At 44.9% G+C, this 24,844-nt stretch carries 25 protein-coding genes; 19 read left to right on the top strand and 6 right to left on the bottom strand.

What is annotated here, in order from left to right; all coding sequences use genetic code 11:
* The first annotated feature begins 301 nt into the window (after nt 1–301).
* Nucleotides 302–943 (top strand): DUF222 domain-containing protein, encoded by a 642-nt coding sequence (locus AZI86_RS12325; protein WP_061835486.1) that lies wholly within the window; start codon nt 302–304, stop codon nt 941–943.
* A gap of 179 nt (nt 944–1,122) precedes the next feature.
* Here the strand turns inward: AZI86_RS12325 and mazG are convergent, their stop codons facing one another.
* The gene (gene mazG / locus AZI86_RS12320) at nt 1,123–1,968 is read right to left on the bottom strand and encodes a nucleoside triphosphate pyrophosphohydrolase (RefSeq protein WP_081111906.1); all 846 of its coding nucleotides are present in this window, start codon (nt 1,966–1,968) and stop codon (nt 1,123–1,125) included.
* A gap of 96 nt (nt 1,969–2,064) precedes the next feature.
* Here mazG and AZI86_RS12315 point away from each other — a divergent pair, with 96 nt between their 5' ends.
* From AZI86_RS12315 to AZI86_RS12295, 5 genes are all read left to right on the top strand, one after another.
* Entirely contained in the window at nt 2,065–4,473 is a 2,409-nt protein-coding gene (locus AZI86_RS12315) for an HD family phosphohydrolase (RefSeq protein ID WP_061835485.1), read from the top strand.
* Nucleotides 4,474–4,479: 6 nt separating this feature from the next.
* Nucleotides 4,480–4,950 carry an rRNA maturation RNase YbeY gene (gene ybeY / locus AZI86_RS12310; protein ID WP_061835484.1) on the top strand — a complete coding sequence of 157 codons (471 nt, stop codon included), beginning with the start codon at nt 4,480–4,482 and terminating at the stop codon, nt 4,948–4,950.
* Nucleotides 4,951–5,263: 313 nt separating this feature from the next.
* Nucleotides 5,264–6,398 (top strand): peptide chain release factor 2 gene (gene prfB, locus AZI86_RS12305; protein WP_367613529.1). Its coding sequence is split into 2 segments (ribosomal slippage): nt 5,264–5,344 and nt 5,346–6,398, totalling 1,134 coding nucleotides; the frame shifts between segments, so codons are not numbered across the junction.
* On the top strand, nt 6,395–7,624 hold the full coding sequence (locus AZI86_RS12300) for an FtsX-like permease family protein (protein WP_061835482.1): 1,230 nt from the start codon (nt 6,395–6,397) through the stop codon (nt 7,622–7,624). The genes prfB and AZI86_RS12300 overlap by 4 nt, the downstream gene beginning before the upstream one ends.
* A complete protein-coding gene (locus tag AZI86_RS12295) occupies nt 7,617–8,297 on the top strand; it encodes an ABC transporter ATP-binding protein (RefSeq protein WP_061835481.1) in 681 nt (226 codons plus the stop codon). Before AZI86_RS12300 ends, AZI86_RS12295 begins: the two co-directional genes overlap by 8 nt.
* A gap of 44 nt (nt 8,298–8,341) precedes the next feature.
* Here AZI86_RS12295 and AZI86_RS12290 read toward each other — a convergent pair whose 3' ends face one another.
* A complete protein-coding gene (locus AZI86_RS12290) occupies nt 8,342–9,205 on the bottom strand; it encodes a hypothetical protein (RefSeq protein WP_061835480.1) in 864 nt (287 codons plus the stop codon).
* A 253-nt stretch (nt 9,206–9,458) separates the two neighbouring features.
* Between AZI86_RS12290 and AZI86_RS12280 the strand changes: the two genes are divergently transcribed.
* The 11 genes from AZI86_RS12280 (at nt 9,459) to AZI86_RS19020 (ending at nt 20,267) form a co-directional block, all read left to right on the top strand.
* Nucleotides 9,459–10,304 (top strand): TIGR02147 family protein, encoded by an 846-nt coding sequence (locus AZI86_RS12280; RefSeq protein WP_061835478.1) that lies wholly within the window; start codon nt 9,459–9,461, stop codon nt 10,302–10,304.
* A 177-nt stretch (nt 10,305–10,481) separates the two neighbouring features.
* Nucleotides 10,482–12,905, top strand: coding sequence for an outer membrane protein assembly factor BamA (bamA, locus tag AZI86_RS12275; protein ID WP_061835477.1), 2,424 nt, complete (start codon nt 10,482–10,484; stop codon nt 12,903–12,905).
* A 40-nt stretch (nt 12,906–12,945) separates the two neighbouring features.
* A complete protein-coding gene (locus AZI86_RS12270; RefSeq protein ID WP_061835476.1) occupies nt 12,946–13,446 on the top strand; it encodes an OmpH family outer membrane protein in 501 nt (166 codons plus the stop codon).
* A 104-nt stretch (nt 13,447–13,550) separates the two neighbouring features.
* Nucleotides 13,551–14,375, top strand: coding sequence for an acyl-ACP--UDP-N-acetylglucosamine O-acyltransferase (gene lpxA / locus AZI86_RS12265; RefSeq protein ID WP_061835475.1), 825 nt, complete (start codon nt 13,551–13,553; stop codon nt 14,373–14,375).
* Nucleotides 14,368–15,306, top strand: coding sequence for a Gfo/Idh/MocA family protein (locus AZI86_RS12260; RefSeq protein ID WP_061835474.1), 939 nt, complete (start codon nt 14,368–14,370; stop codon nt 15,304–15,306). The genes lpxA and AZI86_RS12260 overlap by 8 nt, the downstream gene beginning before the upstream one ends.
* Nucleotides 15,291–16,439, top strand: coding sequence for a lipid-A-disaccharide synthase (gene lpxB, locus AZI86_RS12255; RefSeq protein WP_061835473.1), 1,149 nt, complete (start codon nt 15,291–15,293; stop codon nt 16,437–16,439). Before AZI86_RS12260 ends, lpxB begins: the two co-directional genes overlap by 16 nt.
* Nucleotides 16,439–17,458, top strand: a complete 1,020-nt coding sequence (lpxK, locus tag AZI86_RS12250) for a tetraacyldisaccharide 4'-kinase (RefSeq protein WP_061835472.1) — start codon at nt 16,439–16,441, stop codon at nt 17,456–17,458. The genes lpxB and lpxK overlap by 1 nt, the downstream gene beginning before the upstream one ends.
* Nucleotides 17,430–18,311, top strand: coding sequence for a lysophospholipid acyltransferase family protein (locus tag AZI86_RS12245; RefSeq protein WP_061835471.1), 882 nt, complete (start codon nt 17,430–17,432; stop codon nt 18,309–18,311). The genes lpxK and AZI86_RS12245 overlap by 29 nt, the downstream gene beginning before the upstream one ends.
* Nucleotides 18,312–19,394: a DUF3108 domain-containing protein gene (locus AZI86_RS12240; RefSeq protein WP_061835470.1), complete on the top strand. Its 1,083-nt coding sequence runs from the start codon at nt 18,312–18,314 to the stop codon at nt 19,392–19,394.
* Between the two features lie 17 nt (nt 19,395–19,411).
* Nucleotides 19,412–19,975 (top strand): EamA family transporter, encoded by a 564-nt coding sequence (locus AZI86_RS12235; RefSeq protein ID WP_081111904.1) that lies wholly within the window; start codon nt 19,412–19,414, stop codon nt 19,973–19,975.
* Entirely contained in the window at nt 19,935–20,267 is a 333-nt protein-coding gene (locus AZI86_RS19020) for an EamA family transporter (RefSeq protein WP_253715918.1), read from the top strand. The genes AZI86_RS12235 and AZI86_RS19020 overlap by 41 nt, the downstream gene beginning before the upstream one ends.
* Here the strand turns inward: AZI86_RS19020 and AZI86_RS19460 are convergent.
* Nucleotides 20,264–20,389, bottom strand: coding sequence for a hypothetical protein (locus tag AZI86_RS19460; protein WP_301335748.1), 126 nt, complete (start codon nt 20,387–20,389; stop codon nt 20,264–20,266). The genes AZI86_RS19020 and AZI86_RS19460 overlap by 4 nt on opposite strands.
* A 147-nt stretch (nt 20,390–20,536) precedes the next feature.
* Between AZI86_RS19460 and AZI86_RS12230 the strand changes: the two genes are divergently transcribed.
* On the top strand, nt 20,537–22,093 hold the full coding sequence (locus tag AZI86_RS12230) for a hypothetical protein (protein WP_061835469.1): 1,557 nt from the start codon (nt 20,537–20,539) through the stop codon (nt 22,091–22,093).
* Between the two features lie 70 nt (nt 22,094–22,163).
* On the opposite strand, the gene AZI86_RS12225 is transcribed toward AZI86_RS12230, so the two are convergent.
* Both AZI86_RS12225 and AZI86_RS12220 read right to left on the bottom strand, forming a co-directional pair.
* Complete coding sequence (locus AZI86_RS12225; protein ID WP_061835468.1) at nt 22,164–22,469, bottom strand: hypothetical protein; 306 nt, start codon at nt 22,467–22,469, stop codon at nt 22,164–22,166.
* 97 nt (nt 22,470–22,566) lie between these two features.
* Nucleotides 22,567–23,073 carry an LA_2272 family surface repeat-containing protein gene (locus tag AZI86_RS12220; protein ID WP_061835467.1) on the bottom strand — a complete coding sequence of 169 codons (507 nt, stop codon included), beginning with the start codon at nt 23,071–23,073 and terminating at the stop codon, nt 22,567–22,569.
* 167 nt (nt 23,074–23,240) lie between these two features.
* Here AZI86_RS12220 and AZI86_RS12215 point away from each other — a divergent pair, with 167 nt between their 5' ends.
* Nucleotides 23,241–23,612, top strand: coding sequence for a hypothetical protein (locus AZI86_RS12215; RefSeq protein ID WP_157684699.1), 372 nt, complete (start codon nt 23,241–23,243; stop codon nt 23,610–23,612).
* Between the two features lie 83 nt (nt 23,613–23,695).
* On the opposite strand, the gene AZI86_RS12210 is transcribed toward AZI86_RS12215, so the two are convergent.
* A complete protein-coding gene (locus AZI86_RS12210) occupies nt 23,696–24,808 on the bottom strand; it encodes a cyclic nucleotide-binding domain-containing protein (protein ID WP_061835465.1) in 1,113 nt (370 codons plus the stop codon).
* Between the last annotated feature and the right edge of the window lie 36 nt (nt 24,809–24,844).

Raw genomic sequence — 24,844 nt, 5'->3', positions numbered from 1 at the left:
TAGATAGATAGATAGATAGATCTTCTCTGCGAGGAGACGTTGCGTTGAAGATCATTAAATTTGAAAGATATTTAAAAAATCTCTTGCGGGTGTTTTTCAATATTCTATTCGCCTTACGGCATCGATTAAAAATAAACTTCAGCACCGGCCTCGACTTTACTTTTAGGAATTAGCTATGACCCTAATAGATCGTCACAGAGCGGTTCTTATGGTGATTTCCTGATGAAAATGCAGCTCCGAAAAACCCAAAAATCAGAGTGGAAAACCCGTGGTATAACTTCGAAAAATTACAGAGGTTGCCATGTCTTTACGTAAATACACAGATGACGAACTGATTCAAAGAATCGAAAAACTTGTGCGCACCGAAAGAAGGATCACGCATTTGGTTTTACTGCATATCAATGAAATTGAAGATCGCAAAATTCATTTGGAACGCGGTTATGACGGAATCTATTCGTATCTTACCAAAGGTTTAGGATTTTCTGATGGTGCGGCTTACCGCCGTCTGCAATCAGCCAGGCTGTTAAGGCAGGTGCCTCATGTGGCGGAAAAAATCGAGGCGGGGACTTTAAATTTATCCCAGCTGGCTCAAGTACAGAAATGCTTAAAAGAAGCTTCCCAAAAAGGCCTTAAGGTGTCCGCCGCGAAAACAGCCAAGATTTTAGAAAAATTGGAACTTAAAAATGGCTTTGAAACCACGAAGGCTTTAGCGACTGAATTTGATTTGCCAATCCAGACTCATCAAAGAACCATCCCGCAGAAAGATAATTCCGTAAGATTAGAAATCACCCTCTCCGCCGAGCAGTTCGCGGAACTTCAAATGGCTAAGCAACTGCTTTCGCATGTTTGTCCTGAAGGTCAATGGTCCGAAGTCATCGCGATATTGGCGGAAAAATTTAATAAAAGAAAGTTCGGCGGAAGAAGTCTTAAAGTAGTTTGCTGATTGATTGATTGATTGATTGATTGATTGATTGATTGATTGATTGATTGATTCGCAAAGAAATATTTTTTGAATAGAGAGGTCTATAAAAACTGGGAAACTTAACACGCTGTCTCCTCGTCGCGGAGCTACCAGCATGATAACTTTTGGAACAATTTAGAAGGCAGGCGACTCTCCGTCGCTTAAAATTTAATCGGATTCGCTTTAAAGTATTCCTTGGCCTGGCGCCAATACACATCCTTGCCCTCAAGATCTAAAGCGCTCCAGTCAACACCTTCAGCGTGAGCCATCTCGATCATTTTGTTAAAACGGGTTTCAAAGCGGCGATTGCCTTTGCGTAAAACTTGTTCTGGATCCAATTTCAAATGACGAGCTAGCTGCGATAAAGAAAAGAACACATCGCCCAGCTCATACTCGATCTCACTCATGACATCGTTATCCAAAGCCTCACGCAATTCATCCAATTCTTCTTCGACTTTGACCATCGCATCCGCAGCACTGTCCCAATCGAACTTTAACTTTTCCGTGCGTTTGCCAATTTTATAAGCGCGTTGCAAGGCGGGAAGTGGGGGAACATTTAAAGCATACGGAGAAATGCCGTCCTCTTTGGCAAGTTCCTTTTCCTTTTTCTTGATCTCATCCCATTTGCTAATGACTTCGGCAGAATCGGCGACTTTTGCATCGCCAAACACATGAGGATGACGACGAATCAATTTTTCTGATACGTTCGCGATCACGTCATTGATATCAAACGCACCTCGTTCTGAGGCTAATTGCGCATGTAAAATCACTTGGAAGAGCACATCGCCCAGTTCATCTTTGATTTTGTGATCTTTTTTCGGATGTGGGGGGGCTTCCAAGGCTTCCACCAGCTCATGAGTTTCCTCGATTGCGTATTGAGTCAATGACTCATGTGTTTGCTCTTTATCCCAAGGACAGCCGTCCGGCCCACGCAGTCGAGCAACAATCTCGACTAAGGACTCAATCTGTCGTAAGTTGGTGGGAGTTTGAGCTGAATCTTGTGACATGAGGGCCTCGACTTTAAGAGGGAACTTCCTATTTGATATCACATTAGCAGAGTGATTTCGACAATTATAGCAAAAAGGAGTAGGTTAAAACCTAGTATGCCGAGAGGAAAACAGGCCAAAAAACACAACCCCAACACGCGGGTCAACTATGAAGATCCAAGTCTAAAATTTTTAGACTGGGTGGACTCTATTGGCTTAGAAAAAACTTTCTTTGGTCGACTGATTCAGTTGATGGAAGAAAAGTTTTATATCCGTCGCGCCGCCTTAATTTTTCTTTATTGCGTTCTGCTTTCGTACACTATTTTTTACCAGCTTGATATTCCGTACAATTTCGCCGTCGGTGATGTCGCCAAAGTCGGGGTGAACTCTCCATTTGGTTTTGAAATGACCGACGAAGTGACCACCGAAGAAAAGCGCTTGAAAGCTGAATACTCCGTTCCGGTTTTTTATGACTGGGACACCAGTGTTTTTGAACGCGTTTCCGTCAGTTTGATTCATTCTTTCCGCACTATGCGCGCGTATCATCGCGATGTAAAATGGGCGAATAATGCGGCGGCTTATCGCGCGCAGGTGAAAGACTTTTTTCAATACAAAAAACAATTTGAAGCTGAGCTGGGTGTGAACGTTTCTGACTTCATGTTTGAGTGGCTGATTGATATGAAATTTAATCCGCGTATTGAGGCGGTGGTGATTCGCAATCTTGAAGCTTGGTATGATAAAAAAATCGCCGAAGCTCCAGATCGCTTTATTCCTCCTCATCAGCCCACCGTGATGGCGCGTATTGTTCATAAAAACAATCTAGGTAAAGAACTCAACATCGCCCGTGAAGAGATTGTGGATTTACAGACCCCCGATAACTTCGAGTTCTTTTCAAAAAAAGACCTCAACCGTTTTTCTGAAAGTGATCAGGCGAACCTATTGTACTTTGCTCGCTCGCTTGTTGTGCCAAACTTAACACTGAATAAACAAGAAACGGCGTCTCGTCGTCAATCTGCACGCGAGGGTGTGATACCGGTCACAATGACCATCAAAAAAGGTCAAAATATCATCAACCAAGGTGCCGTGGTTCAGCCCTTCCAAATGGCGGTGATTAAGCAAATTGAAAACATCCGGGCGGATAAGCGCAAAGACATCATGGCTCTTTCGATGGCTTTGATGCTGTCCGTAGCAATCTTGGTGTTCTTCTCGTACCTAAAACGCTTCACTGTGAATAAAGTTAAAATCGAATTCAAAGACGTTTCAGTCATGATGCTGATCGCCTTTGGGGTCGTGTTTTTTGCGAAAATCTTCTTGTTCGTGGCTGACGCCGCGTTTTCGTCTAAACTGGCGCATTTAATTCCGCCGGCGGTCTTTCTTTTTGCCGCACCAGTGGCGGCCGGTCCGATGCTGGTGGGTTTGTTAATCAGTTACGGCGAACTTGTATGGCTTTTCACCGCCTTTTTGTCGGTGTGCCTGGGTATCATGTTGGATTACAATTACTCTTTTATGTTCGTGTCTTTAGTGGGCGGTATCGCCGCCGCTCGTGGGGTTTATAATTGTAAAACCAGAAACGACTTGTACTTTGCGGGTGTGCGCACAGGCATCATTAATGCTTTGATGATCGCCTTTATCGTGACTATGACGAAGTTTGATCAAGAGGGCAGTGGACGGGAAATTCTTCTTTCCATCCCGGCAGGATTCTTTGGAGGGATCTTAAGTGCGCTCGTCGCCATGATGTTCATCCCGCTTTTAGAGTCGATCTTTAATTATACAACCGACGTCAAGCTTTTAGAGCTTAGCAACTTAAACCATCCGCTTTTAAAAGAGATGATCGTCAAAGCCCCCGGGACTTATCATCACTCGATGATGGTGGGCTCGATGGTGGAGGCGGCCGCTGAAGAAATTGGTGCAAATCCGTTATTAGGTAAGGTGATGTGCTATTACCACGACATCGGTAAAATGGAACACGCCAACTACTTCATCGAAAATCAAAAACCCGGACACAACCCGCATGATCATATATCTCCGTTTATGAGTAAGACCTTGCTTGTAGCCCACGTGAAAGATGGCGTGGAAATGGGAATAGCGCATAAGCTAGGTAAACCCATCATTGATGGGGTTTTACAGCATCATGGAACGACTTTGATTTCGTATTTTTACAATAAAGCTTTGGATATGAAAAAAGATGAAGATCCCGAGATCAGTGATCAGGATTTCCGTTATCCAGGTCCGAAACCGCAATTCCGCGAAGCCGCGCTTTGCATGCTGGCAGATAGCATCGAGGCGGCCGCTAGATCTTTGGATGAGCCAACGCCCACACGCTTGCAAAACATTGTGCGTAATATCATTCAGCGTAAATTTTCAGACGGCCAGTTGGATGAGTGTAATCTGACCTTAAAAGATATTTCTAAAGTGGAAGCAGCCTTTGTGCGCATTCTGCTAGGTATCTATCACCAACGTATCGATTATCCACGCAGTGCTGGTGGGGGCCTGGGTGATGTCGCCCGTGCTCAGCCTCAGGGATAATTTCTTATGCGCGTTTTGATCGTCAACGAAGCTAAGTCCGCGGTGCCACGCAAGTTCGTACAGCAGTGGGTGAGTGATGTGGCGATAGAGTTGCGCAAAAAAAAGATCATTTCAGCAAAACAAATAGCTCAAGAATTAACCTTGGTTTTCTTAGATAAAAAGCCCGCGCAAAAAATTAATTTTGAATTTCGCGGAAAGGATTACGCCACCGATGTCTTAAGTTTTGACTCGATGGATCCCTCCTCTTTTGGGGAGCTTGTCTTGTGTCCGGAAGTTTTAAAGCGTCAGTCTAAAGAACACGGGCTGACTTACCAGCAAGAACTTGGCTATATGCTACTGCATGGGATCTTACATCTTTTGGGTTATGATCATGAGCTCGGAGAAAAAGAAGCCACCGAAATGTTCGGACTCCAAGATGATATCTTCGAGAAGCTTTTGAAAAAAATAGCGGCCAAAAAATCCGTCAAATCAAAATAAACAACAATACAGCCGGTGCCAAGGGCTCTTGGGTCCGAATTCTGACAATTCACGCGCGATTTTTGTGCAAACTTTAAGCGAATTTGATGGGCTTTTTGTAAGGCTCGAGCTTGTTGCCATTATATTGCAAACAGTCGAAAAAAACCGGGGTGGCATCAAGCTTGTAATAGGGATTGTCAGTAAGTTTCCCTGTAAGACTTCCTAGGGCTCTCCCCTCCCTGCTCTAGGAAGTCTTTTTTATTTAAAGGGCCAACTGACTGCGTTGCCGCGTCGGCTTATTGACATGCGGTTCTTGGGCTATAAACTCATGTGCATGTCGATTGTGACCGAATCATCTGAAGTTAAAAGTCGTATTTCTGAACTCGAAAGTTTCGCAAAGGAACTTCGGGGGTATCTTTGACGTTGATAAGAAAAAGAAACGTCTAGACGAACTCGCCATCCAAGCTGAAAATCCCGCGCTGTGGGAAAAGCCCGCAGAAATGCAAAAACTCAATAAAGAAAAAACTCTGCTAGAACGTTCTGTCAGTGAGTATGACTCTTTTGGCAATCGTCTTAGTGACGCGCAAGTGCTTTTAGAAATGGCCGTGGAGGCTCAAGATGAAAGCAGTTTCACAGAAGTGAAAGCCGAGGTTGTGGCTCTTGAAAAATACGGACAAGAGTTAGAGTTAAAGCGAGTTCTGAATGGCGAACTTGATGGTAACAGTGCTTATCTTTCCATCAACTCAGGCGCCGGTGGGACAGAGTCTTGTGATTGGGCGGAGATGCTTTTGCGCATGTACACGCGTTACGCGGATCAACATGGATACAAAGTTCAAGTCGTTGATATCACCGAGGGCGAAGGAGCGGGGATTAAATCCTGCACTCTTTTGATCGAAGGCCCTTATGCCTATGGTTATTTGAAGGCAGAATCGGGCGTTCATCGCTTGGTGCGTATTTCTCCATTTGATTCTAATGCTCGCAGGCACACTTCGTTTGCGTCGGTCTTTGCGTGGGCGGAAGTGGATGACGACATCAATATTGAAATCCGCCCAGAAGATTTAAAAGTAGAAACTTTTAGATCTAGCGGTGCCGGGGGACAGCACGTTAATAAAACGGACTCTGCCGTGCGCATGTACCACATTCCTTCGGGTGTTGTGGTGTCTTGCCAAATTGAACGCTCACAAATTCAAAACAGAGAAAAAGCTTTAAAGATGTTAAAAGCGCGTCTTTACGAAATTGAAGTTGAAAAACGCAATGCCGAAAAAGATGCGATGAACTCATCTAAAAAAGCCAATGAGTGGGGCTCGCAAATCCGTTCTTACGTCATGCATCCATATCAAATGGTGAAAGATCACCGCACCGACTTTGAAACAAATCAAGTGGGCGATGTTATGGATGGTGATTTGGATGGCTTTATCATGTCTTATCTAAAATCAAAAATTGATAACGGCGGGGAAGCTAAAACGTGAACAAAAGTTTAGCCTGGCTTTCATGGCGTCTGCTTTTATCTCGCAGCACCTTGTTTGGGGGCTCAGCTCCTTTGTCATTGCTAGGACTTGTTTTGGGTGTCGCCGCCCTGGTCGCCTCAATGGCGGTGATGAGTGGTTTTGAGACGACTTTAAAAAATGCCATGGCCGATGTTTCGGGCCATGCCCAAGTGGTGAAGCGCTCCCGTTTCCCGGATGATTGGCAAAAATTAGAAGAAAGAATTAAAAAAGCCGAACCGACTTTAGAGTCAAGCTCGCGCTTTGTTTTTATTGAAGCGGTGCTCGCACATCATGGACATATTTCGGGAGTGTTGCTGCAAGGGGTGGACCCGGATCGTGTTAATAAAGTTCTTAACTTTAGAAGCCGCACGATGGCGGGTTCGACTGATTTGACCGGTGAAAGTGAAGTGCCCTTAGCCCTTATCGGAAAAGGCTTAGCCGCAAAAATGTCATTGCAGCCGGGCGATCGTTTTCGAGTCGTTGTTCCTGTTGCCGATGCGGTGGATCCGTCAAAATTTCAACGCCGTGTGGGCGAATTTCAGGTTCAAGGTATTTTGGATTTAGGCAAATACGAATGGAATGAGCGCTTTATTGTGACGGATTTAAAAGCCGCACAAAAAGTGGCCGACATCGGCGATCGTTACTCCGGTTTGCTCTTAAAGTTCCAAGATGTGGATTATGCGCGTAAAGCGGCCTTGAACTTAAGCGGAGTTTTGGGAACCCCTTACTGGGTGCGCGATTGGCATGACTCTAACGAAAATCTTTTTGAGGCGGTCAGGGTCGAACGTCCGGGGATTTTCATGGTCGTTTTGATTATCACTTTTGTGGCGGCCTTTAATATTTCTGCCACCTTGTTTGTCAGTGTGGTTCGTCGTTATAAAGACATCGCGATTTTAAAAACCGTGGGACTTTCGCGCAAAGACATCATTAGGATCTTTGCCTTTCAGGGTGTCTTTATGGGCGCCATTGGATTGTTCTTTGGTTTTATCTTAGGCTTTATTTTGTGCCTGATGTTTAGTTTTTTCCAAAGTCGTTTGGGGCTTATTTCAGGCGAGGTGTATCGCATTGACGGAATCACCGTGAACATTCGTTTTATTGATTGCATCGCCATTGTGATTGCGACGTTATTGATCTGTTTTATTGCGACCCTAGCACCCGCACGCCGTGGTGGAAACTTAAGCCCGATGGAAGGATTGCGTAATGAATAATGCAAATGTTTTGTTAAAAGCGGTGGATATTCATAAATCCTATAATCAGGGTTCAGATCAATTAGAAATTCTTCGTGGTATCAACATGGAAATTCGCGAAGGGGAAGCTTTGGCTTTGTTGGGGGCTTCGGGCGCTGGCAAAAGCACGCTTTTGCAGATCTTAGGCACTTTGGATCGCCCCACGCGTGGGGAGCTTTACTGTGAAGGCCGCGATGTTTTGGCGATGAGTGATGATGAATTGTCACGCTTTCGCAATGCTGAAATGGGTTTTGTGTTTCAGTTCCATCATCTGTTAAGTGAATTTACTGCCTTAGAAAATGTGATGATTCCATGCCGCGTGGGCGGGGAGTCAGTAAAAATGGCGCGCGAAAAGGCGATGCATTTATTGTACTTTATGGGCCTCGCCGATCGTCATCACCATTATCCGCAGCAACTTTCAGGCGGTGAATTGCAGCGCGTGGCGATTGCGCGGGCGCTGGTTCGTCATCCAAAGGTGTTATTTGCCGATGAGCCGACAGGAAACTTAGATTCTCACACCAGTGCGAAAATTCAGGATCTGTTCTTTAAGTTGAAGGAAGAGATGAAGTTGGCCCTTGTGATCGTGACCCACGATCTGACATTCGCGACAAGATTTCCGAAAGTTTATCGCATGAAGGATGGCCAGTGGGTTTAATGCTGGTGTTCCAAGGGCTTCCCTGGAACACCAAAAAGGGACTTTTACTTTTGAGCCTTTGCCGTCAAAAGTTCGTCGTAATGAAGTTTTAAGAGCTCATCGCGAGTTGAATTTGCCAGCTTCTTAATTTCTTTTAGTACGGACGCATCCAAGGATCTTTTAACGTTTCCATCTTTATCCTCGCCGTCATAAGACATGACCGTCAAGGTATCTAGCATATCAAATTTTGCCTGATCAGTTTTTTCTGCTTTGTACATATTAAGGGCGATTTTTTGATACTGAACATTTTTCTTTTCACTGAGCAGGGCGCGCGCGGCGCTAAGGCGAATTGCGGTGTCTGTGCTCTTCATTAATTTCATGTATTGGCTCATCTCGCCCGCCGTATGTGGTTCGAGAGACACGGCGACATTCACGGCTTCGGTGCGGACGCTCACGGAAGAGTCATTCATTGCCGCGTTGAGTGCGCAACCTTTTAAATGGGTCAGTTTGTTTTTAAGGTCGACGCCATCGCTTTGTGATGAATAGTAATAAAGGGATGCCCACACTTCTTGGCGAAGATCGGTGCTCATTTTATTGGTGACTTTACAGACTTGAGCAAAAGTTCCCGCGTCGTTCTGAAACTTTTTGATGAGGTTAATAAGGCTTGTCACCGATACAAACCCGTCTTCAGCGCTCATCAGGCCGATTAAAAGTTGCCGATCTGCTTCGTCGGTGGGGTATTGAAATAGTTTACCTAAATCTATGAGGAAGTTGCTATCTTCGCGCTGATAGTTCGCAATTTTTTCGCGCAGTTCTTTTTTGATTTTTTGAAACTCGGCAGAGCCAACATCGCCATTACCCAGCGTGGTGCCCCGCGCGCCCAAGGATGCCGTTAAAATGAAGCTCATCGACAAAAGAATCTTTTTCATAATCTTACCTTTTTTTATGAACAGAAACGCACTTCAAGGTCTCGCCGGAGCGGTGAAGAAGACTTCTGTGTTTGTGGGTCTGATTACAAACTTTGTGCCCTCGTTTTTTATCGTCGCAACGACCATAGACGACTTCTGGTGTCTAAGTCCTGGTCATTGCCAACAATGGCCTTACGATACAGCTCGGCGTGCTTTTTTTAGAGCACAAAACGCTCTTTGACTCTGGTATTTAATAGTGATGCGATAGCGGTTGATGAGCTTGCAAAAACCCGTTATTTTTGAATACCTTGATTTAACTCAGTACCTCTGCGACTACGTTAAGTTTCGTAAGTCCGCGCAAAACGATTTTTCTTATGAAAAATGGGCCGACGAATTGGGATTTAAAAGTCGTTCTTATTTGCGCATGATTATAATCGGAAAAAAGAAAGCCACGGAAAGTTTTGAAGAGGCTTTTGTTCGGCAAGCTTTGTACTCAGCTCAAGAAATCGAGTATTTCCATTTTTTGATTCTTTACTCTCAGTGTAAGACTCATAAAGAGCGTCAGCTTTATGGAAAAAAATTAGTTCTTCTTATACATGAAGTGAGTGGTCAAAAGGAGGTGGTATCGCAGTTCACTTTTTTATCAGATCCTGTGTTGCCACGCCTTTTAATTTTACTGAGTTTTGATGACCTGGCTCGGAATCCCCAGGGCCTTGCGCCCTTGATTAATAAATCCTCGGAAGAAACTTTAAATTGTTTAAAGGAGCTCGAATCTCTGGATCTTGCAGAACACCGAGAGGGGGTTTGGATTTCAAAAAATAAGAAATTTAAGGTTCCCAATCGTTACGGTGATCATGCGGTTCGATCCTTTCATGAAAACAGTCTCCAAGAAGCGATGAAGGCCTTTGACTTGCCTGCAGAACTGCGGCGCTTCCGAGGACTGATGCTGCCATTAAGTCAAGACGAGCTGACCGAACTTTTTGGTATGCTGGATGTCTTTGCCAACGAAGTGCTTTTGAAATTCCAATCCGATAGATACGAAGGGCGACGATTGTTTCAGCTGAACGCCAATATCCTTCCCATCACGGTTTCGCAGGAGGAAGTCCTCGGTCCTTCCTAGAAATGTTGTTTTTTGGCCGCTCTTATGACGCCTCGTTGCGATTAAAAGTATGTTGTCGCGGTGTGTGGCTTTGACAGGACCTTGGTCTTTAAGTTACGATTCACCAGTTAAATGGTAAGTATCTGGAAACTTTATAGATTTTAGAAAAATGTTTTGAATTTGCAAGGACGACACCGTTTGAAAAAACATACTTTGAGTCAGCTTCTATGTGTCTTGCTCGTGACGTCTTTGACCACGGTGGCTGGTGCGCAATCCACAAAAAGAAAAAAGGCCACGGCTCCTAAGAAATCAGCAACTGCCACGACGGCGATGTCTGATTCTGCGGCGGCTTCTTCCATGACCATTAAAGCGATCGAGATCACGGGTAATAAAAAAATTGAAAAAGACGCTATCTTAGCGAAGATCACGTCAAAAGTGGGTGCTACTTACAGTGCCGCCGCGGTTCGCGAAGATGTGGAAGCGATCTTTAAATTGGGTTTTTTTAATAACATCGAAGTCGATCGCCAAGTTTCAGGTCGAGAGGCGACGCTGACTTACAAAGTTTTAGAAAAGCCATCTATCACCGAAATTATTTATGAAGGTAACAGTGAAGTCAAAGCCGATGATATTGCCGATGCCAGTGGTATTAAGGCGTATCAGCTTTTAAATATGACGAAGGTCAAAGAAGCTGTTGAAAAGATCCAAAAACTTTACGAAGACAAGGGTTTTTTCTTAGCGAAGGTGGAAGCGGAAGTCCGTGACGTGACTAAAGATGAAACGGTTCAGCTGGTCTTCAAAGTTCGTGAAAACGACAAAGTCAAAGTAAAGCAAATCACCATCTTGGGTAATAAGCATTTATCCGATGACGAATTAAAATCAAAAATGCTGACCAAAGAAGGCGGCTTCTTTTCAGCGATGAGTGGCTCGGGTCAGTACAAGCAAGAGATGTTCGAACGTGATGTTCAGATTTTACGCTTCCTTTATTACAACAAAGGTTACGTACAGGCAAAGGTGGATCGCCCGCAAGTAACGGTGACACCAGATAAGAAAACCATCTATATCACTTTGCGCGTAGAAGAAGGCGAGCAATACGATGTCGGTGAAGTTGATTTTGCCGGCGATATTTTATTCCCGCGCCAAGAGCTTTATGAAGCCATTAAAATTGATGACAATGGTGTTTTTGCCTATGACGTTTTACAAAAAGACATCAGTGAATTGACGGCGAAATACGGGGATCTTGGTTATGCTTACGCCAACGTGATTCCGCGCACGGCCTTTAATGCCAAAGAACGCAAAGTGAATTTGATCTTTGAGTTCGACAAGGGCTCTAAAGTTTACTTCGGTAAAATCAATGTCGTGGGCAACTCTAAGACTCGCGATAAAGTCGTTCGTCGTGAACTTAAAGTGGTCGAGGGGGAGCTTTATAATGAAACCCGTCGTCGTCAGTCTTTAGAAAATATCCAGCGTCTGGGCTTCTTTGAAGAAGTGAACTTTAAAACTTCAGTCGATCCAGAGCGCAACGATGTGATGAATATCGATATCGCGGTGAAAGAGCGTAATACCGGACAGATCCAGCTGGGTGCGGGTTACGGAACTTCCAATGGCTTCACCCTTCAAGGTTCGGTCAATCAATCCAACTTTTTGGGTAAAGGTCAAAACTTAGGGGCTTCATTAAACATGAGTGGTAACAGCAGTTACTACAGCCTTTCTTTCACGGAACCCTATTTTCAAGACACTTTATGGTCTGTGGGTGGGGACGTTTACCAGTCGGCCAACACGGCTCGTAATGACTATGATGAGGAACATCGGGGTGGCGCCATCCGCTTTGGTCATCCGATCGCGGAATACACTCGTGGCTACTTAAGATATAAATATGATGATACGAAGCTGGGCGCAAAATCCTTCACGGAAAATAACACGACGTACAGCACGGATCAGGATCTTTTCCCCTTGGCGACGGCCAATGGGGTGACAAGTTCGATCACGGGTATTTTAGAATACGACACGCGTAATGACCGTCAAATGCCGACCAAAGGTATGTTGGCGAGTGGTTCTTATGAATACGCTGGGGTCGGCGGAGATTTGAAATTCACTCGCATCAATGCTAACTATCGTTTCTATCGAAATTTATTCTGGGATGTGACGTGGAGAAACAATCTTCAGTACTCACGAATTGACTCCCTCGAAGGTCAAGATGTTCCGTTTAATGAATTGTACCTGCTAGGTGGACCTTATTCACTCCGTGGTTATCGTTCTTATCATGTTGGTAAAATGAAACGGTCTAAGCAGCTTTATGATCGCCTGATAAATCAGGGGCTTTCCCCTGCAGAGGCCGACGAGCGTTCGATGCGTTTTTACGGGGGCACTCAACAGGCCATGTTCCAGACGGAATTACAGTTTCCTTTGGTCAAGGAAGCTGGCATCATGGGGGCGGTGTTCTTTGACGCCGGTGCCGCAGATGATGTTTTGACGGATCAAAACTATTATATGGACACAGGGTTCGGTGTTCGTTGGTATTCGCCGATTGGCGTTTTGCGCTTCGAGTGGGGCTTCCCGCTGAATCGCGATACGATCTATCATGATGCCACGGTGTTTGAGTTCTCGATCGGTCCGTCGTTCTAGAACTTTTTAAGATTTGAAAATATTTTTTTAGGAGGATTTAATGAAGAATATGATGATCGCACTAGGCTTGCTACTAGCAGCTTCTTTTGCAAACGCTGAATCTAAAATTGGTTATGTGGACATGCAAAAAGCCATTCAAACAACAGCTGCGGGCAAAAAGGCCAAAGCGGAGCTTGAAGGTGAGTTTAATAAAAAGAAAAAAGATTTAGAAAAGAAAGAAGCCGATTTGAAAAAAATGGGCGAAGACTTAGAAAAGAAAAAGTCTGTGCTTTCTGAAGATGCTCTTGGCAAAAAACAAGCAGAATTCCAAGATGAGATGCTTAAATACCGTGATATCGTTGGTAAGAGCCAAGTAGAAATCCAAAAGAAAGAGCGCGAATTGACGGCTCCGATTTTGGATAAAATGAAAAAAGTGATCGCAAAGCTTGCGAAAGAAAAAGGATTCACCGTCGTCCTAGAAAACTCACAAATGGTGCTATACGCGGTTCCTGAAGCCGATATGACAGATGATGTGATTAAGGCCTTCGATAAAGAAAAATAATCGATGAATTTAAAAGGGCCTCAAAAAGGCCCTTTTTTGATTCCGGTTCTGTACGTGTTTTTGTAAGCGTCTCGTAAGTGGATTCCCATTAGGAAAAAAGATTTATGGCAAATTATAAAATTCATCCTAGCAGTGTGATTTCTTCTGAAGTTGAAATCGCGGATGATGTAGAAATCGGACCTTATTGCCTTATTCAAGGTAAAGTAAAAGTCGGGCAAGGAACTATTCTTGAGGGACATGTGACCTTAGGCTCTCGTCACGGAGTTTTGGAGATTGGTAAAAACAATCATTTCATCTCGGGTGCGGTGATTGGTGGACCTCCTCAAGATCTTTCTTATAAAGGCGAAGCTACAAAACTGATTATCGGTGACAATAACACTTTCCGTGAATTCACGACCGTCAATATCGGAACCCCCAAAGGCGGCGGTGTGACTCGTATCGGGGACAATGGTCTTTTCATGACCTACACCCATATCGGACATGACTGCCAAATTGGTAACAATGTTGTGATCGTGAACGGTTGCCACTTAGGTGGTCACTGTGAAATTGAAGACAGTGCTTATATCGGCGGGGTTTCCGCATTAAATCAATTCACGAAAGTCGGTAAGAATGCGTTTATCGCCGGTTCTTCGATCGTGAATAAAGACATCCTGCCATTCTGCCGTGCTCAAGGAAATTACGCGACTATTCGTGCGACCAATAAGGTGGGTCTTTCACGTAAAGGCTTTCCCCGTGAAGAGGTTTCAAATATTCACAAAGCTATCAGAATTATCATTATGGGTTCTCACACTTTGGATGAGGGGATTGAGCGTATCAAAACAGAATGCACAATGACGCCGAATATTGAATATTTTATCAACTTTATCCGTTCTTCAAAGCGCGGTATCGCTGTCGATAGAAGTCCTAAAGGATGGCAAGACGATGACTAAGTTAAGAGCCGCCGTCATCGGTGTTGGATACTTAGGGAACTTCCACGCACAAAAGTATAAAAACAATCCGCACGTGGAACTTGTGGGCGTGTGTGATCATTCTCCCGCCCAAGCGGATAAAATCGCAGCTGAATTGAAAGTTTCAAGCTTTCATCGTCCGCAAGACCTTGTGGGTCAGGTGGATTTGGTCACGATTGCGGCGAGCACTTTAAGTCACTTTGAATTAGCAAAACTATTTATCGAAAATGGCATTCACGTAAATGTTGAAAAGCCGATCACCGCGACTTTGTCTCAAGCAAAAGAGCTCGTGGCTTTGGCAAAATCTAAAAACGTAAAATTGGCCGTGGGCCATATTGAACGTTTTAATCCTTCAATTATTGAGCTTAAAAAATATATCAAAAAACCACGCTTGATCGAGTTGACTCGCATGGCGACGTTTAAAACTCGTGGCGCGGATGTCAGCGTTCTGCACGATTTGATGATTCATGATATTGATTTGTTGTTGTGGCTCAGCGGCAGCGAAATTGAATCCATGACGGGGATGGGCTCTAAGCTTATTTCGAATGAAATGGATATTGCCTGCGTTTCATTTAAAATGAAAAACGGTGTGCAAGCCGTGATCAATGTCAGCCGTGTTTCTTCAGGCATGACTCGTTCCGTGCGCATCGTTCAAGATGAGGCGACTTATTTTGCCAACACGGGCTCCTTAGAATTAGAAAAAGTTGAAAAAGGCCCTGGTGGTGAAGAACCGGTCAAGATCACCAAGTGGACCGTGGATAAAGCCGATGCCCTTCAATCTGAAACCAATGCGTTTATTGAGGCCGTTCGTGAAAATAAAACACCCGTGGTGACGGGTGACGATGGACTTCGCGCTTTACAGGCGATCGAAGATGTCGGAGCAATGATTGAGGCGGCATGGACCAAGTCTTAATCGTTGCGGCGGAAGCATCTAGTGTTACTTACGCTCAACGAGTCCTTGAGATGTGGAAATCTCAAGGGCGAAAGATTCATGCCTTTGGCGTGGGCAGCCAAGATATGGAAAACATCGGCTTTGAACGCCTGGGAAAGTCCGAGGAAATGGCGGTCGTCGGGGCGGCGGAAATCATCGCCCAGTACAGTCACCTCAAAGGGGTTTTTGATAGCCTTGTGGCAGAGGCCGAAAAACGTCGTCCTAAAGTGGCGATCGTGATGGATTACCCCGAGTTTAATCTGATGCTTGCAAAAAAATTGCACGCATTAGGCATTCCCGTTGTTTATTATATTTCTCCGCAAGTATGGGCCTGGCGCAAGGGTCGCGTAAAGACGATTAAAAAATACTGCAAAAAAGTTTTCGTCTTATTCCCATTTGAAGTGCCTTTTTACGAAGAGCACGGGGTTCCTTGTGAGTTTGTCGGTCATCCGCTCTTAGACGAACTTGATGAACGTCTTATCGACGATCCAGAGTATTTAAAAACTCATCGCAATCAATGCGGCATTCGTGATGACGAAATTGTCTTGGGGCTTATGCCGGGCAGTCGGCGCTTAGAGTTGCGTCAGCATTTTCAAATTCAATTAGACACAGCGCGGATTTTGTCAAAAAAATATCCGAACCTAAAAATAGTGATCTTAACGGCACCGACCTTTTCTAAAGAGCAAATGCAAGACTACTTAGAGGACTTCCGCTTGCCTTATATTCTTTTAAAGGATGAACCCTTCCGCATGATCCACTTGGTGGACATGATGCTTGTGGCTTCAGGCACGGCGACATTGCAAGTGGGATTGCTAAAAAAACCAATGGTCATCATGTACCGCATGAAATGGCTGACGGGTGTTTTTGCAAAACTTATCGTGCGCGGGACAAAATATTTCGGTTTGGTGAATTTGATTCTAAATAAAGAAGCCGTGCCGGAACGTTTCCAACGCGAAGTGAATCCAGAAAACCTGGCGCGTCTTTTAGATCGTTATATTTCTGAACCTGAATATAAAAAACAAGTCGTTCATGATTTGGCTCAGCTTCGTCAATATCTTGGCGATAAAGGAGCTACTCAGCGAGTTGTTGCAGCCTTAGATGAGTACTTCACTTGATGCGCCCTTATCTTCGACCACTCTCTTATTTGTATGATAAAGTGGTGGAGGTTAAAAACTCCTTGTACCGCCGTAAGTTTTTTACCGTGTATCATGCACCTTTAAAAGTGATCAGTATCGGGAATTTGACAGTCGGGGGGACCGGAAAAACACCGGTGACAGATTTTTGTATCAAGGACCTAGAAAAGTCCGGCAAAAAAGTCGCGGTCATCAGTCGCTCTTATCGTGCCGATGCGGGCAGTGCTTGTTGGGTGGATGTGAGTCATCCCTTTGCCGCCAGATATTATGGCGATGAGCCGGTTCTTTTGGCGTCAGCAAACCCTCAAGTGCCGGTGTACGTGGGCCCAAGCAAGTGGCGCACGGCCGAGTTCGCAGTTTCTCATGGAAAATTTGATGTGCTTTTGGTCGATGATGGTTTTCAGCATCTGCGCCTGCACCGGGATCTTGATATCGTGATCTTAGATGCAACGGAAGATAAAGAGAACTATGCCGTTTTACCGGAAGGCCGCGCGCGTGAATCCTGGGGTGCTCTTGAGCGCGCCGACGTCATTGTTTTATCAAAGTGCAATTTGGCCAAAGATGAAGATTTAAAAGAAATTGAATCACGCCTGCCTTCAGGTAAAGAAGTCATTCACTTGGGATACCAGGTGAATAAGTTTCGCAACGCGGGAACTAAGGACGTCAATCTTCGTTCCGAATTTGAATCCAAAAAGTTATTTTTAGTTTCGGCGATTGCGCGCCCGGATGTTTTTGAAAAGATGATGCGTGAAATTGGCGATGTTTCAAAAAAAAGCATGCATTTCCGTGATCATCATCAATACACCTTGGCTGATGCTCGAAAAATCGAAGAAGAATTTAAAAAAAGCCACTGCGACTATCTGGTCACGACAGAAAAAGATGCCGTAAAGCTTAAAACATTGATGAATGACAGTTCGCTGATGTGGAGTGCTTCCTTAGAAGTCGTAGAACTTGGAAAAAAAGGTCGATTGCATGAAGTTATTAGCCAAGCTCTTCACTAAAATTGCGATTTTCTTTAGCGCTTTTTACCCGCGCACGTGGCTGCGCAAATCCGGCTGGTGGGTCGGTTTTTTATGGTTTGATGTTTTTGGCTTTCGTAAAAAAATAGTTTTAAACAATTTAAAACTAGCTTTCCCCGGTTGGACGGATGAAGAACGCTACCGGGTGGGCCGCGAATCAGTTTACCAGCTGGGTTATAACTTCGGTGAATTTTTCTTTATTCCTTCACTCACGGATAAGTGGATTGAAAAAAACGTGGTTTTTGAGGGTTGGGAAAATGTTGAAAAAGCCCGGGCTGCTGGCAAAGGCATGTTTTTTCTTACCTTGCATTTAGGCAATGGGGATTTGGCCGCAAACACCATCGCCATGAAGGGGCAACCGATCCATATTATTACCAAAACTTTTAAGACCAAGTGGTTTAATGATTTGTGGTTTTCGATCCGTGGGGCGGGGGGAGTTCAATATATCGATGCGCATTCTCCAAATAATGCTTTTGAAATCTTGAAGGCCTTAAAGAAAAATTCCGCCCTGGTTTTTGTCTTAGATCAGTATATGGGAAAACCTTTTGGGGTGGCGTCGACGTTTTTCGGGCATCGAACGGGCACGGCCTATGGTCTAGCTCTGTTTGCGCAGAAAACCAAGGCCCCGGTATTGCCGATATACACTTTTGAAGGTGCTGACAAAAAACTTCATATTGTTGTAGAAGCACCTATGGACACGAGCGTTTCTGTGTCCGAAGATAAAGAGGAGTCGATTCAAAGACTCACTCAATCCTTTAACGACAAGTTAGAGGAAATCGTGCGCAAACATCCCGAGCAGTGGATGTGGGTGCATCGTCGCTGGAAGGACTTTTAAGTGAGATTTTCGTTAGCTGCCACCGTTGTATTGCTTCTTGTGCTAACCTCATGTGCCTCTTCGTCTTTAAAATACGAAAAAACCGACGAATTAAAAAAGAATAAAGAGTTTGAAGACGCCGTTAAAATCGTAAAGCCAAACTCGGAACCTGAAACCGAAGCTAGTGCAACGCCAGCACCGACGCCAACACCGGCTCCTTCTAAAAGCTCTTCGAAAAAATCTTCTGGTAAAAAAACGACGCCGACTAAAAAAACCACAGCCGTGACTTCAAAAAAGACAGCGGATAAAGCGGCCGCTTCCGCTCCGGTTGCCGCGGCGGTCCGCCAACCCGACATCGAAGATAACGAAGGATTTGCCCCGGGCAGTCGTCGTCCTTGGGTGGATCCTTTCCGCGTGGGTGAAGAAGTCGTGCACGACGTGCATTACTTTAAAGTTTCCGCCGGGGAATTGCGCATGAAGGTTGAACCTTTTTCCAAGGTGAATAATCGTAAGTCTTATACCTTTGCGATTGAAATTAAAACGAGCTCTTTATTCAATGCTTTTTACAGTGTTGAAGACCGTGTTGAAACTTTTGTCGATTATGAAGATTTAGTCCCTCGCGTGTTCCAATTGCACGTCAAAGAATCAAAACAGCTGCGTGAAGCCAAAATGCTTTTTGATACCGAAAAGAACATAGCGAAGTTTTGGGAAAAAAAGGTCACTAAAGAAGACGGCGAAGAAGAAAAAAAGCAGGAATGGGAAATCCAAGAGTACGCACAAAACGTGTACAGTGCTGTTTTTTACATGCGCAACTTCAAATGGGAAACGGGTAAAGAGTATTCTTTCCGTGTCGCCAATGATAACGAAAACTTAGTTTTCTCGGGGAAGGCGCTTCGCCGTGAAGTCTTAGATACAAAATTGGGCCCCATGAAAGCCATCGTGATTCAGCCCAATATCGTGCTTAAAGGAAAATTCAAACCTATTGGTGAAAACCTGATCTGGCTTTCGGATGATGACCGAAAGCACATCTTAAGAATTGAAGCGAAGATCAAAATCGGCACCCTTATTTCCGAAGTCGTCTCGATTAAACCTGGAAAACCTTAAGTCATAAAGAGGCGCTAATGCCGATCCGGCATGTGTTTATTGGAATTCTGATTGCCGCAATCTGGGGCACGAATTTCATTTTTATTAAAATGGCTTTACAAGATATTCCGCCAATCACGTTGGCGGCTCTCAGGTTCTTTTTGGTGGGGGTGCCCGCCGTCTTTTTTCTTCCGCGTCCGAAAGTGCCATGGCGTCAGCTTATGGAATACGGCTGGCTGATGTTTGCCGTGCAGTTTGGTTTTTTGTTTTTGGGAATGCGGTGGGGAGTTTCCGCGGGCCTGGCATCGCTTTTAATGCAAGTCCAAGTTTTCTTTACTATGGGTTTAGCGGTTTTAGTTTTTAAAGAACGTCCTAACTTTTTAAAAATACTAGGTGCTTTGATTGCCTTTGTAGGCGTTGGCTTGGTGGGTCTGCATTCCGATCAAGACGTGAATCTGATTGGTTTTGTTTTAATTTTAGCAGCTTCGCTGTCTTGGGCGACGGGGAATATCTTGGTTACCGTCGGTAAATCCTTTGGCGCTGGTGGCGTGGGGAGGCTTCGTGGCCTTTCCTCTCTTAACGGTTGTTGCTTTGCTCTTTGAAGGATCCAGTGCCTATACGTGGGTGACTCATGAAGTTCACTTCACGACGGTGATTTCCATAGCCTATATCGTTTATTTTTCGACCCACGTGGCTTATTCATTGTGGGGTTGGTTGTTACGGCATCACAGCGCTTCGAATGTGGTGCCGTTCACATTATTGGTACCGATCTTTGGAATCATAAGCTCAGCGATTGTGTTGCAGGAACAGATTCCGGATTGGAAAATCTTTGCCGGGATTTTAGTGATCTTAGGTCTTTGCGTAAATCTTTATGGTGCTCGACGGCGTCGTTAAAGCAGGGCGTAAATCGCAATCAAGGTGGCCATAATGGGAATAATAAACGTCAGCCCCAATACGATCAGTGTTTTTTTGCGGACCTGGGCGGCTTCGGTTTCTGAGATTTCGTGTGTATTCATAGAGCTTTAGATAACATCTATTTTGCTTACAGAAAAGTATTAACATCGTTCCATAAGGAACTCTTAGAGTTCGCATTAGAATTATTGTATTTACCCTCACAAGTATTGTCGGTACGAAGGACTTTCGATTTTTCTTGAGGGGGAAAAATGCTTCGATGGATCCTTTTAGCAGGCTTAGGCCTGGCTCAGCCGGCTTTGGCTAAAGAAGATTTTCTGCGCTATCTGCGCTCAATAACTAATGACGGAAAAATTATTTCAAACGGCCTTTTTAGCGAATCTGCGCCGGGGGTGGCAGAGCTCCAAAAAAATCTTGCCCACTTTAAGAGCGATGCCGACGTCCTGTCATTTCTGGTGTCTTACCCGGAATTAAAAGAAAATTTCATCCTGGTTCATCGCAGTGAAAGCCAGCAGCTAAGTTCCTTAGCTCATCCTCGAATCATTTTGTTTGGCGGAGGCAATGCCTACGCTTTCAGTGAATCGCCGGAGCAAAAAAATCGTCGGGTGGAAATTCTGACGACCGATCCAAAAACGTATCAAGTCAGTCTGCATGAGATCACTTTCGAAAAAAAGGGCGCCAGGCTTGAATCTAATCCCAAATCTTGTCTGACTTGTCATGGTTCACCTTCACGCGCGCTGTGGAATCCTTATGATTTCTGGCCTAACACCTACGGAAGTGCTGTTGGCACCCTGGGAACTAAGCAAGAACATCAGGCCTTTGCCAACTTAAAGCAAAATGCGCCAAGATCTCCGCTGCTTTCAAAATTACATTTGCCAGATGATTTCACTCCCGGAAAAGAAGAAGTCACCGCATTTACGTTGTATATTAGCGGCTTAAATCAGGGGCGATGGATCACTCATCATCTGAAAAAGGGCAGCGGTTTTGATAAGATCGCAAAACCATTTTTAGCCGTGATAGGTCAGTGTATCGGGGAGTCGAACTATTTTGATGCCAAGCCTTCACTTGAAAAGATGAAGAAATACATCCAAGTAAGCAGCCAAGATCTGGCCCGGCTGGATCAGTTTATGAAGGATCAGGCCGAAGCGCGCAGCCACTTTAAAAATTTTTTAGATAAACAGCTGTTCACGATTTTCCCGGAACAAGAATTTTTATTTAAGGTGGACCATGATCGGCTTAGTTTTGAATCTCAGTGGTTGGCCTACATGCGCTGGATTTTAAGTTTGGGCGGCATTGATTCTCGCGACCTTTCTTCCAGCCTTTTTGGTAATGACACGTTAATAACATCGCCGGGGCTATACACGGCCGAATTTGCAGCGGCACTGTATGAACTCAGACCGGATATTTTTGAAGGTATTAATATCAAGGTTCAGAATTTTTCACCCAACAGATCCGTGCTATGGCTGGATTGCGATTCTTTACAAGCATCTATTGAAAAACAGGCCGCTCCGAGTTTGTTAGAAAGTGATTTTATCTCTTTTCGTGAAGACACTTCCTCTCGGCCCCTTTTAAGTCGATGCAGCAAGTGCCATTCTGAAGGATTGGGCAACACGGTTTTTGAGGCACCGTTCATTCCTTTTAATGATCCTTGGATGTTAGCGCAGATTTTGAGATCGCCGGGGGCGCGTTTAAGACAAAATATTGAAAGAAGAATTTATTCTCACGGCTCTGATCAAATGCCACCTTCGGGTCATATAACGAGCGAGGAAAAAGAAGCTTTATTGAGTTTTATTGATAATCTTCTCTAAGTGCAGGCGCTTAAGGGATTTGTCTAGATACCGATTAGCGCCGCTTTGTGGAAATGACTTAAGAGGTCTATTATTTAGGGAATTGATAAGCTGTGCATCTATCAATGCTGTAAATAATAGCGATGGACTCATGGAGCAACTGCGGAGTGACCATTTCAACTTCGCAGATTTCGGCCTCACTTGCCCTATTTTGGTGAAGCTGATCAGCAACTTCTTTGGATCCCGGAAAAGGAGTGTAGCGAGATCCCGTATTGGGTGTGCCATCCGCGTTCATCAAGCGAACGGTGCTTCGGCCTTGGATTAATACTTTGGTGACGGGCAGTGCAAAGGCTTGAGTGGTTAAAAAAGTCGCGATCATAGTGACCAATAGTTTCATCGAGTTCCCCCTGGTTCCTGGTTCATTATTGAACGAGAACGGAACTAGCAAAACTTACGCCAGGACAAAGTGTCACCGGGCGAGAGCTATCTGTTTTCTAAAAACCGACGTTGATAATCGGTGAAGCCTTAAACGGACCCGCGTCATTAAAGTTAATCAATCCAATTTGAATCCCGTGCAATTCGCGAGCGGAATTAACCAAACCAATCTGCACGCCGTACACTTTTCCCACTCGATTGTATGCGCCAACTTGAAATCCATAAAGACGGCTAGAGACATCGTTTAAATTCGCGAGGCCCGCCAGCTGAAGACCAATTATGTCCGCACCGACGGCATTGTAATTAAATAAACCCGCGATGGCCACCCCGGTGAATTTTTGTTTGGTCATATTGCCGATCAACGCGAGATCAAGACCATGAGCCTCACGGTTTTGCCCGACGACACTTAAACGAAGTCCACGAACCGCAAAATCGGGACTCGGGAACTGAACGGGCGGGAATAGGGCTATTTCAATGGGGGTGCTATTGTCTGCCGCAAAGGCGTTAAATGAAAACAAAGACGTCGTCGCCACAAAAAATCCTGCGAGATAAAGTCGAACACTCATGCCGTTTCTCCTTAATTTTCAAGTCCTTTGAGTCTTAATCAACTCATAACGGAGTCTGTAAGTCACCTCTTTTGACGCGCATGGAGAGTCATAGTGACCACAGTTTTGATGGCACCGCCCTTGCAACCTCCGGTGCGAAAACAAACCGCCAGAACGTAGGGAGATTTATGATCCGTTTTTATTGCTTTGTCATGCTATCCATTTTTTCAGTGAGCGGGGCCGGAGCACGCACGTGCAGTGATGATCGCAATCAATCCGGATCGTGCTTCATTCAATACAACGGCGTTGAACGAGGCCGCTGCGAAGTCTGCCGAGAGGGCAAGAGTTGTTTCATGGCCTTAGATGGACGTGAGAGGGAGCTCTGCGAGGCTTATGCCGGCGGAAAATCTTGTTTTATGGCGACTAACAACTCCGTCGACCGCGGATGGTGTGAGCATTTAAAAGAAGGCAAATCTTGCTTTATGGCTTTAAACGGCGAGGAACGCGAACGTTGTGAGCGGGGTCACACTCCGCGGTCCCATGCTTATTGGGTTGATTGATTTTTTTGCGTTAGCGAAACGAAAGGCCCGCGAGTGCGGTCCCCCGCATTGGCGAACTGAAGTGTTGGGCAAGAGACCAGATATTATGCGCGATCGCGATCTTTTTGCAGACGCTGAGCCGCCAGTGCTTCGATCTCTTTAGCTAAGATTAAGTTCTGTGCGAGCACGCGATAAAAACCCGCCTGGTTGATTTCTAATAAAATCGCATCTTGTTGCACAGTGATGGTGGCGGTGCGTTTTCCGCCTGAAGCCAATAGAGAAATTTCCCCAAAGCAAGCGCCTTGGTTCATCACATTGATGTTCTTTCCTTTTTGGCTGACGACAAGGCTTCCTTGAATCACGATGTAACACGTGTTGCCGGCTTGGCCTTCGGCAAAAAGACATTGTCCGGCTTTGGTTTGCACCAATTTTCCAGAAAAAATCAAATTGTCTAAGCTGTCATTCGGAAGATCTTTAAAAAACGGCGAACTTGAAAGGGCCTGTAAAACCCAAAAGCGATGTTGCAGGCTTTGTGCTTTGTCGGACCGAATCAGTTGATCAAATTCAGCTAAATGAGGGACGCGCAAGATTTCGCTGGGTTTGGTGGTGACGATATCGGCAGTGCGAGGTTGGTTTAAAAGAAAACCACGCTCGCCAAAAAGAGCCCCGGGGTTGAGCACGGATACGAGTTGGCGCTGCTTTTCATTCATTACACGGTAAATGCCAGCCTGTCCGTCAAGCAGAATGAACAAATCGCGATCTTTGCCGCCGGCGGTGATAAGTTTGGTTTGAGCGGAGACTTTTTCCCGCGCAGAGTTCTTTAATAAATGTTCCGCCACATTTTTTTCTAAGGATCTAAAAAAAGGCAGGGTGGTAGCAGAAACGGAAATAGTTTTTGATGCTGTTTGTGATGTCCCATCAAATCCGGTTTCACGATTGATGTAAGCTTTAAACGACGGATTGGTGATGATATTTTCGTTCACCATAAACTCTATCAGTGCATACAGTTCACGAAAATGGACTAACCACCCTTGGCCTAAATAAAATTGCACCAGGCCTTCAATGGTTCCCGCATTTTTTAGAACGTCGGCATATGAAAACTGCAACGAATTCAGCTTAAAATTTTTTCCATCAATAGCCAGCTGCCCCCCTTGGTTTTGACCAGAAGGTGTCAGCTGAAAGTTCTTTAAGGTGACGGGCTCTTTTTCAATTTTCATCGTGCTTGAACTTATCGGCCATTCGTCGGCGAAAGC

It is taken from the genome of Bdellovibrio bacteriovorus (assembly GCF_001592735.1).
GTDB classification, from domain to species: Bacteria; Bdellovibrionota; Bdellovibrionia; order Bdellovibrionales; family Bdellovibrionaceae; genus Bdellovibrio; species Bdellovibrio bacteriovorus_D.
The sequence above is the reverse complement of the archived record's forward strand: the minus strand, read 5'-3'. Positions and strand labels throughout refer to the sequence as shown.

Coding starts and splice junctions, on each gene's coding strand:
- AZI86_RS12325 (WP_061835486.1), top strand. CDS start 302: ATGTCTTTACGTAAATACACAGATGACGAACTGATTCAAAGAATCGAA.
- mazG (WP_081111906.1), bottom strand. CDS start 1,968: ATGTCACAAGATTCAGCTCAAACTCCCACCAACTTACGACAGATTGAG.
- AZI86_RS12315 (WP_061835485.1), top strand. CDS start 2,065: ATGCCGAGAGGAAAACAGGCCAAAAAACACAACCCCAACACGCGGGTC.
- ybeY (WP_061835484.1), top strand. CDS start 4,480: ATGCGCGTTTTGATCGTCAACGAAGCTAAGTCCGCGGTGCCACGCAAG.
- AZI86_RS12295 (WP_061835481.1), top strand. CDS start 7,617: ATGAATAATGCAAATGTTTTGTTAAAAGCGGTGGATATTCATAAATCC.
- AZI86_RS12290 (WP_061835480.1), bottom strand. CDS start 9,205: ATGAAAAAGATTCTTTTGTCGATGAGCTTCATTTTAACGGCATCCTTG.
- AZI86_RS12280 (WP_061835478.1), top strand. CDS start 9,459: ATGAGCTTGCAAAAACCCGTTATTTTTGAATACCTTGATTTAACTCAG.
- AZI86_RS12270 (WP_061835476.1), top strand. CDS start 12,946: ATGAAGAATATGATGATCGCACTAGGCTTGCTACTAGCAGCTTCTTTT.
- lpxA (WP_061835475.1), top strand. CDS start 13,551: ATGGCAAATTATAAAATTCATCCTAGCAGTGTGATTTCTTCTGAAGTT.
- AZI86_RS12260 (WP_061835474.1), top strand. CDS start 14,368: ATGACTAAGTTAAGAGCCGCCGTCATCGGTGTTGGATACTTAGGGAAC.
- lpxB (WP_061835473.1), top strand. CDS start 15,291: ATGGACCAAGTCTTAATCGTTGCGGCGGAAGCATCTAGTGTTACTTAC.
- lpxK (WP_061835472.1), top strand. CDS start 16,439: ATGCGCCCTTATCTTCGACCACTCTCTTATTTGTATGATAAAGTGGTG.
- AZI86_RS12245 (WP_061835471.1), top strand. CDS start 17,430: ATGAAGTTATTAGCCAAGCTCTTCACTAAAATTGCGATTTTCTTTAGC.
- AZI86_RS12235 (WP_081111904.1), top strand. CDS start 19,412: ATGCCGATCCGGCATGTGTTTATTGGAATTCTGATTGCCGCAATCTGG.
- AZI86_RS19460 (WP_301335748.1), bottom strand. CDS start 20,389: ATGAATACACACGAAATCTCAGAAACCGAAGCCGCCCAGGTCCGCAAA.
- AZI86_RS12230 (WP_061835469.1), top strand. CDS start 20,537: ATGCTTCGATGGATCCTTTTAGCAGGCTTAGGCCTGGCTCAGCCGGCT.
- AZI86_RS12225 (WP_061835468.1), bottom strand. CDS start 22,469: ATGAAACTATTGGTCACTATGATCGCGACTTTTTTAACCACTCAAGCC.
- AZI86_RS12220 (WP_061835467.1), bottom strand. CDS start 23,073: ATGAGTGTTCGACTTTATCTCGCAGGATTTTTTGTGGCGACGACGTCT.
- AZI86_RS12215 (WP_157684699.1), top strand. CDS start 23,241: ATGATCCGTTTTTATTGCTTTGTCATGCTATCCATTTTTTCAGTGAGC.
- AZI86_RS12210 (WP_061835465.1), bottom strand. CDS start 24,808: ATGAAAATTGAAAAAGAGCCCGTCACCTTAAAGAACTTTCAGCTGACA.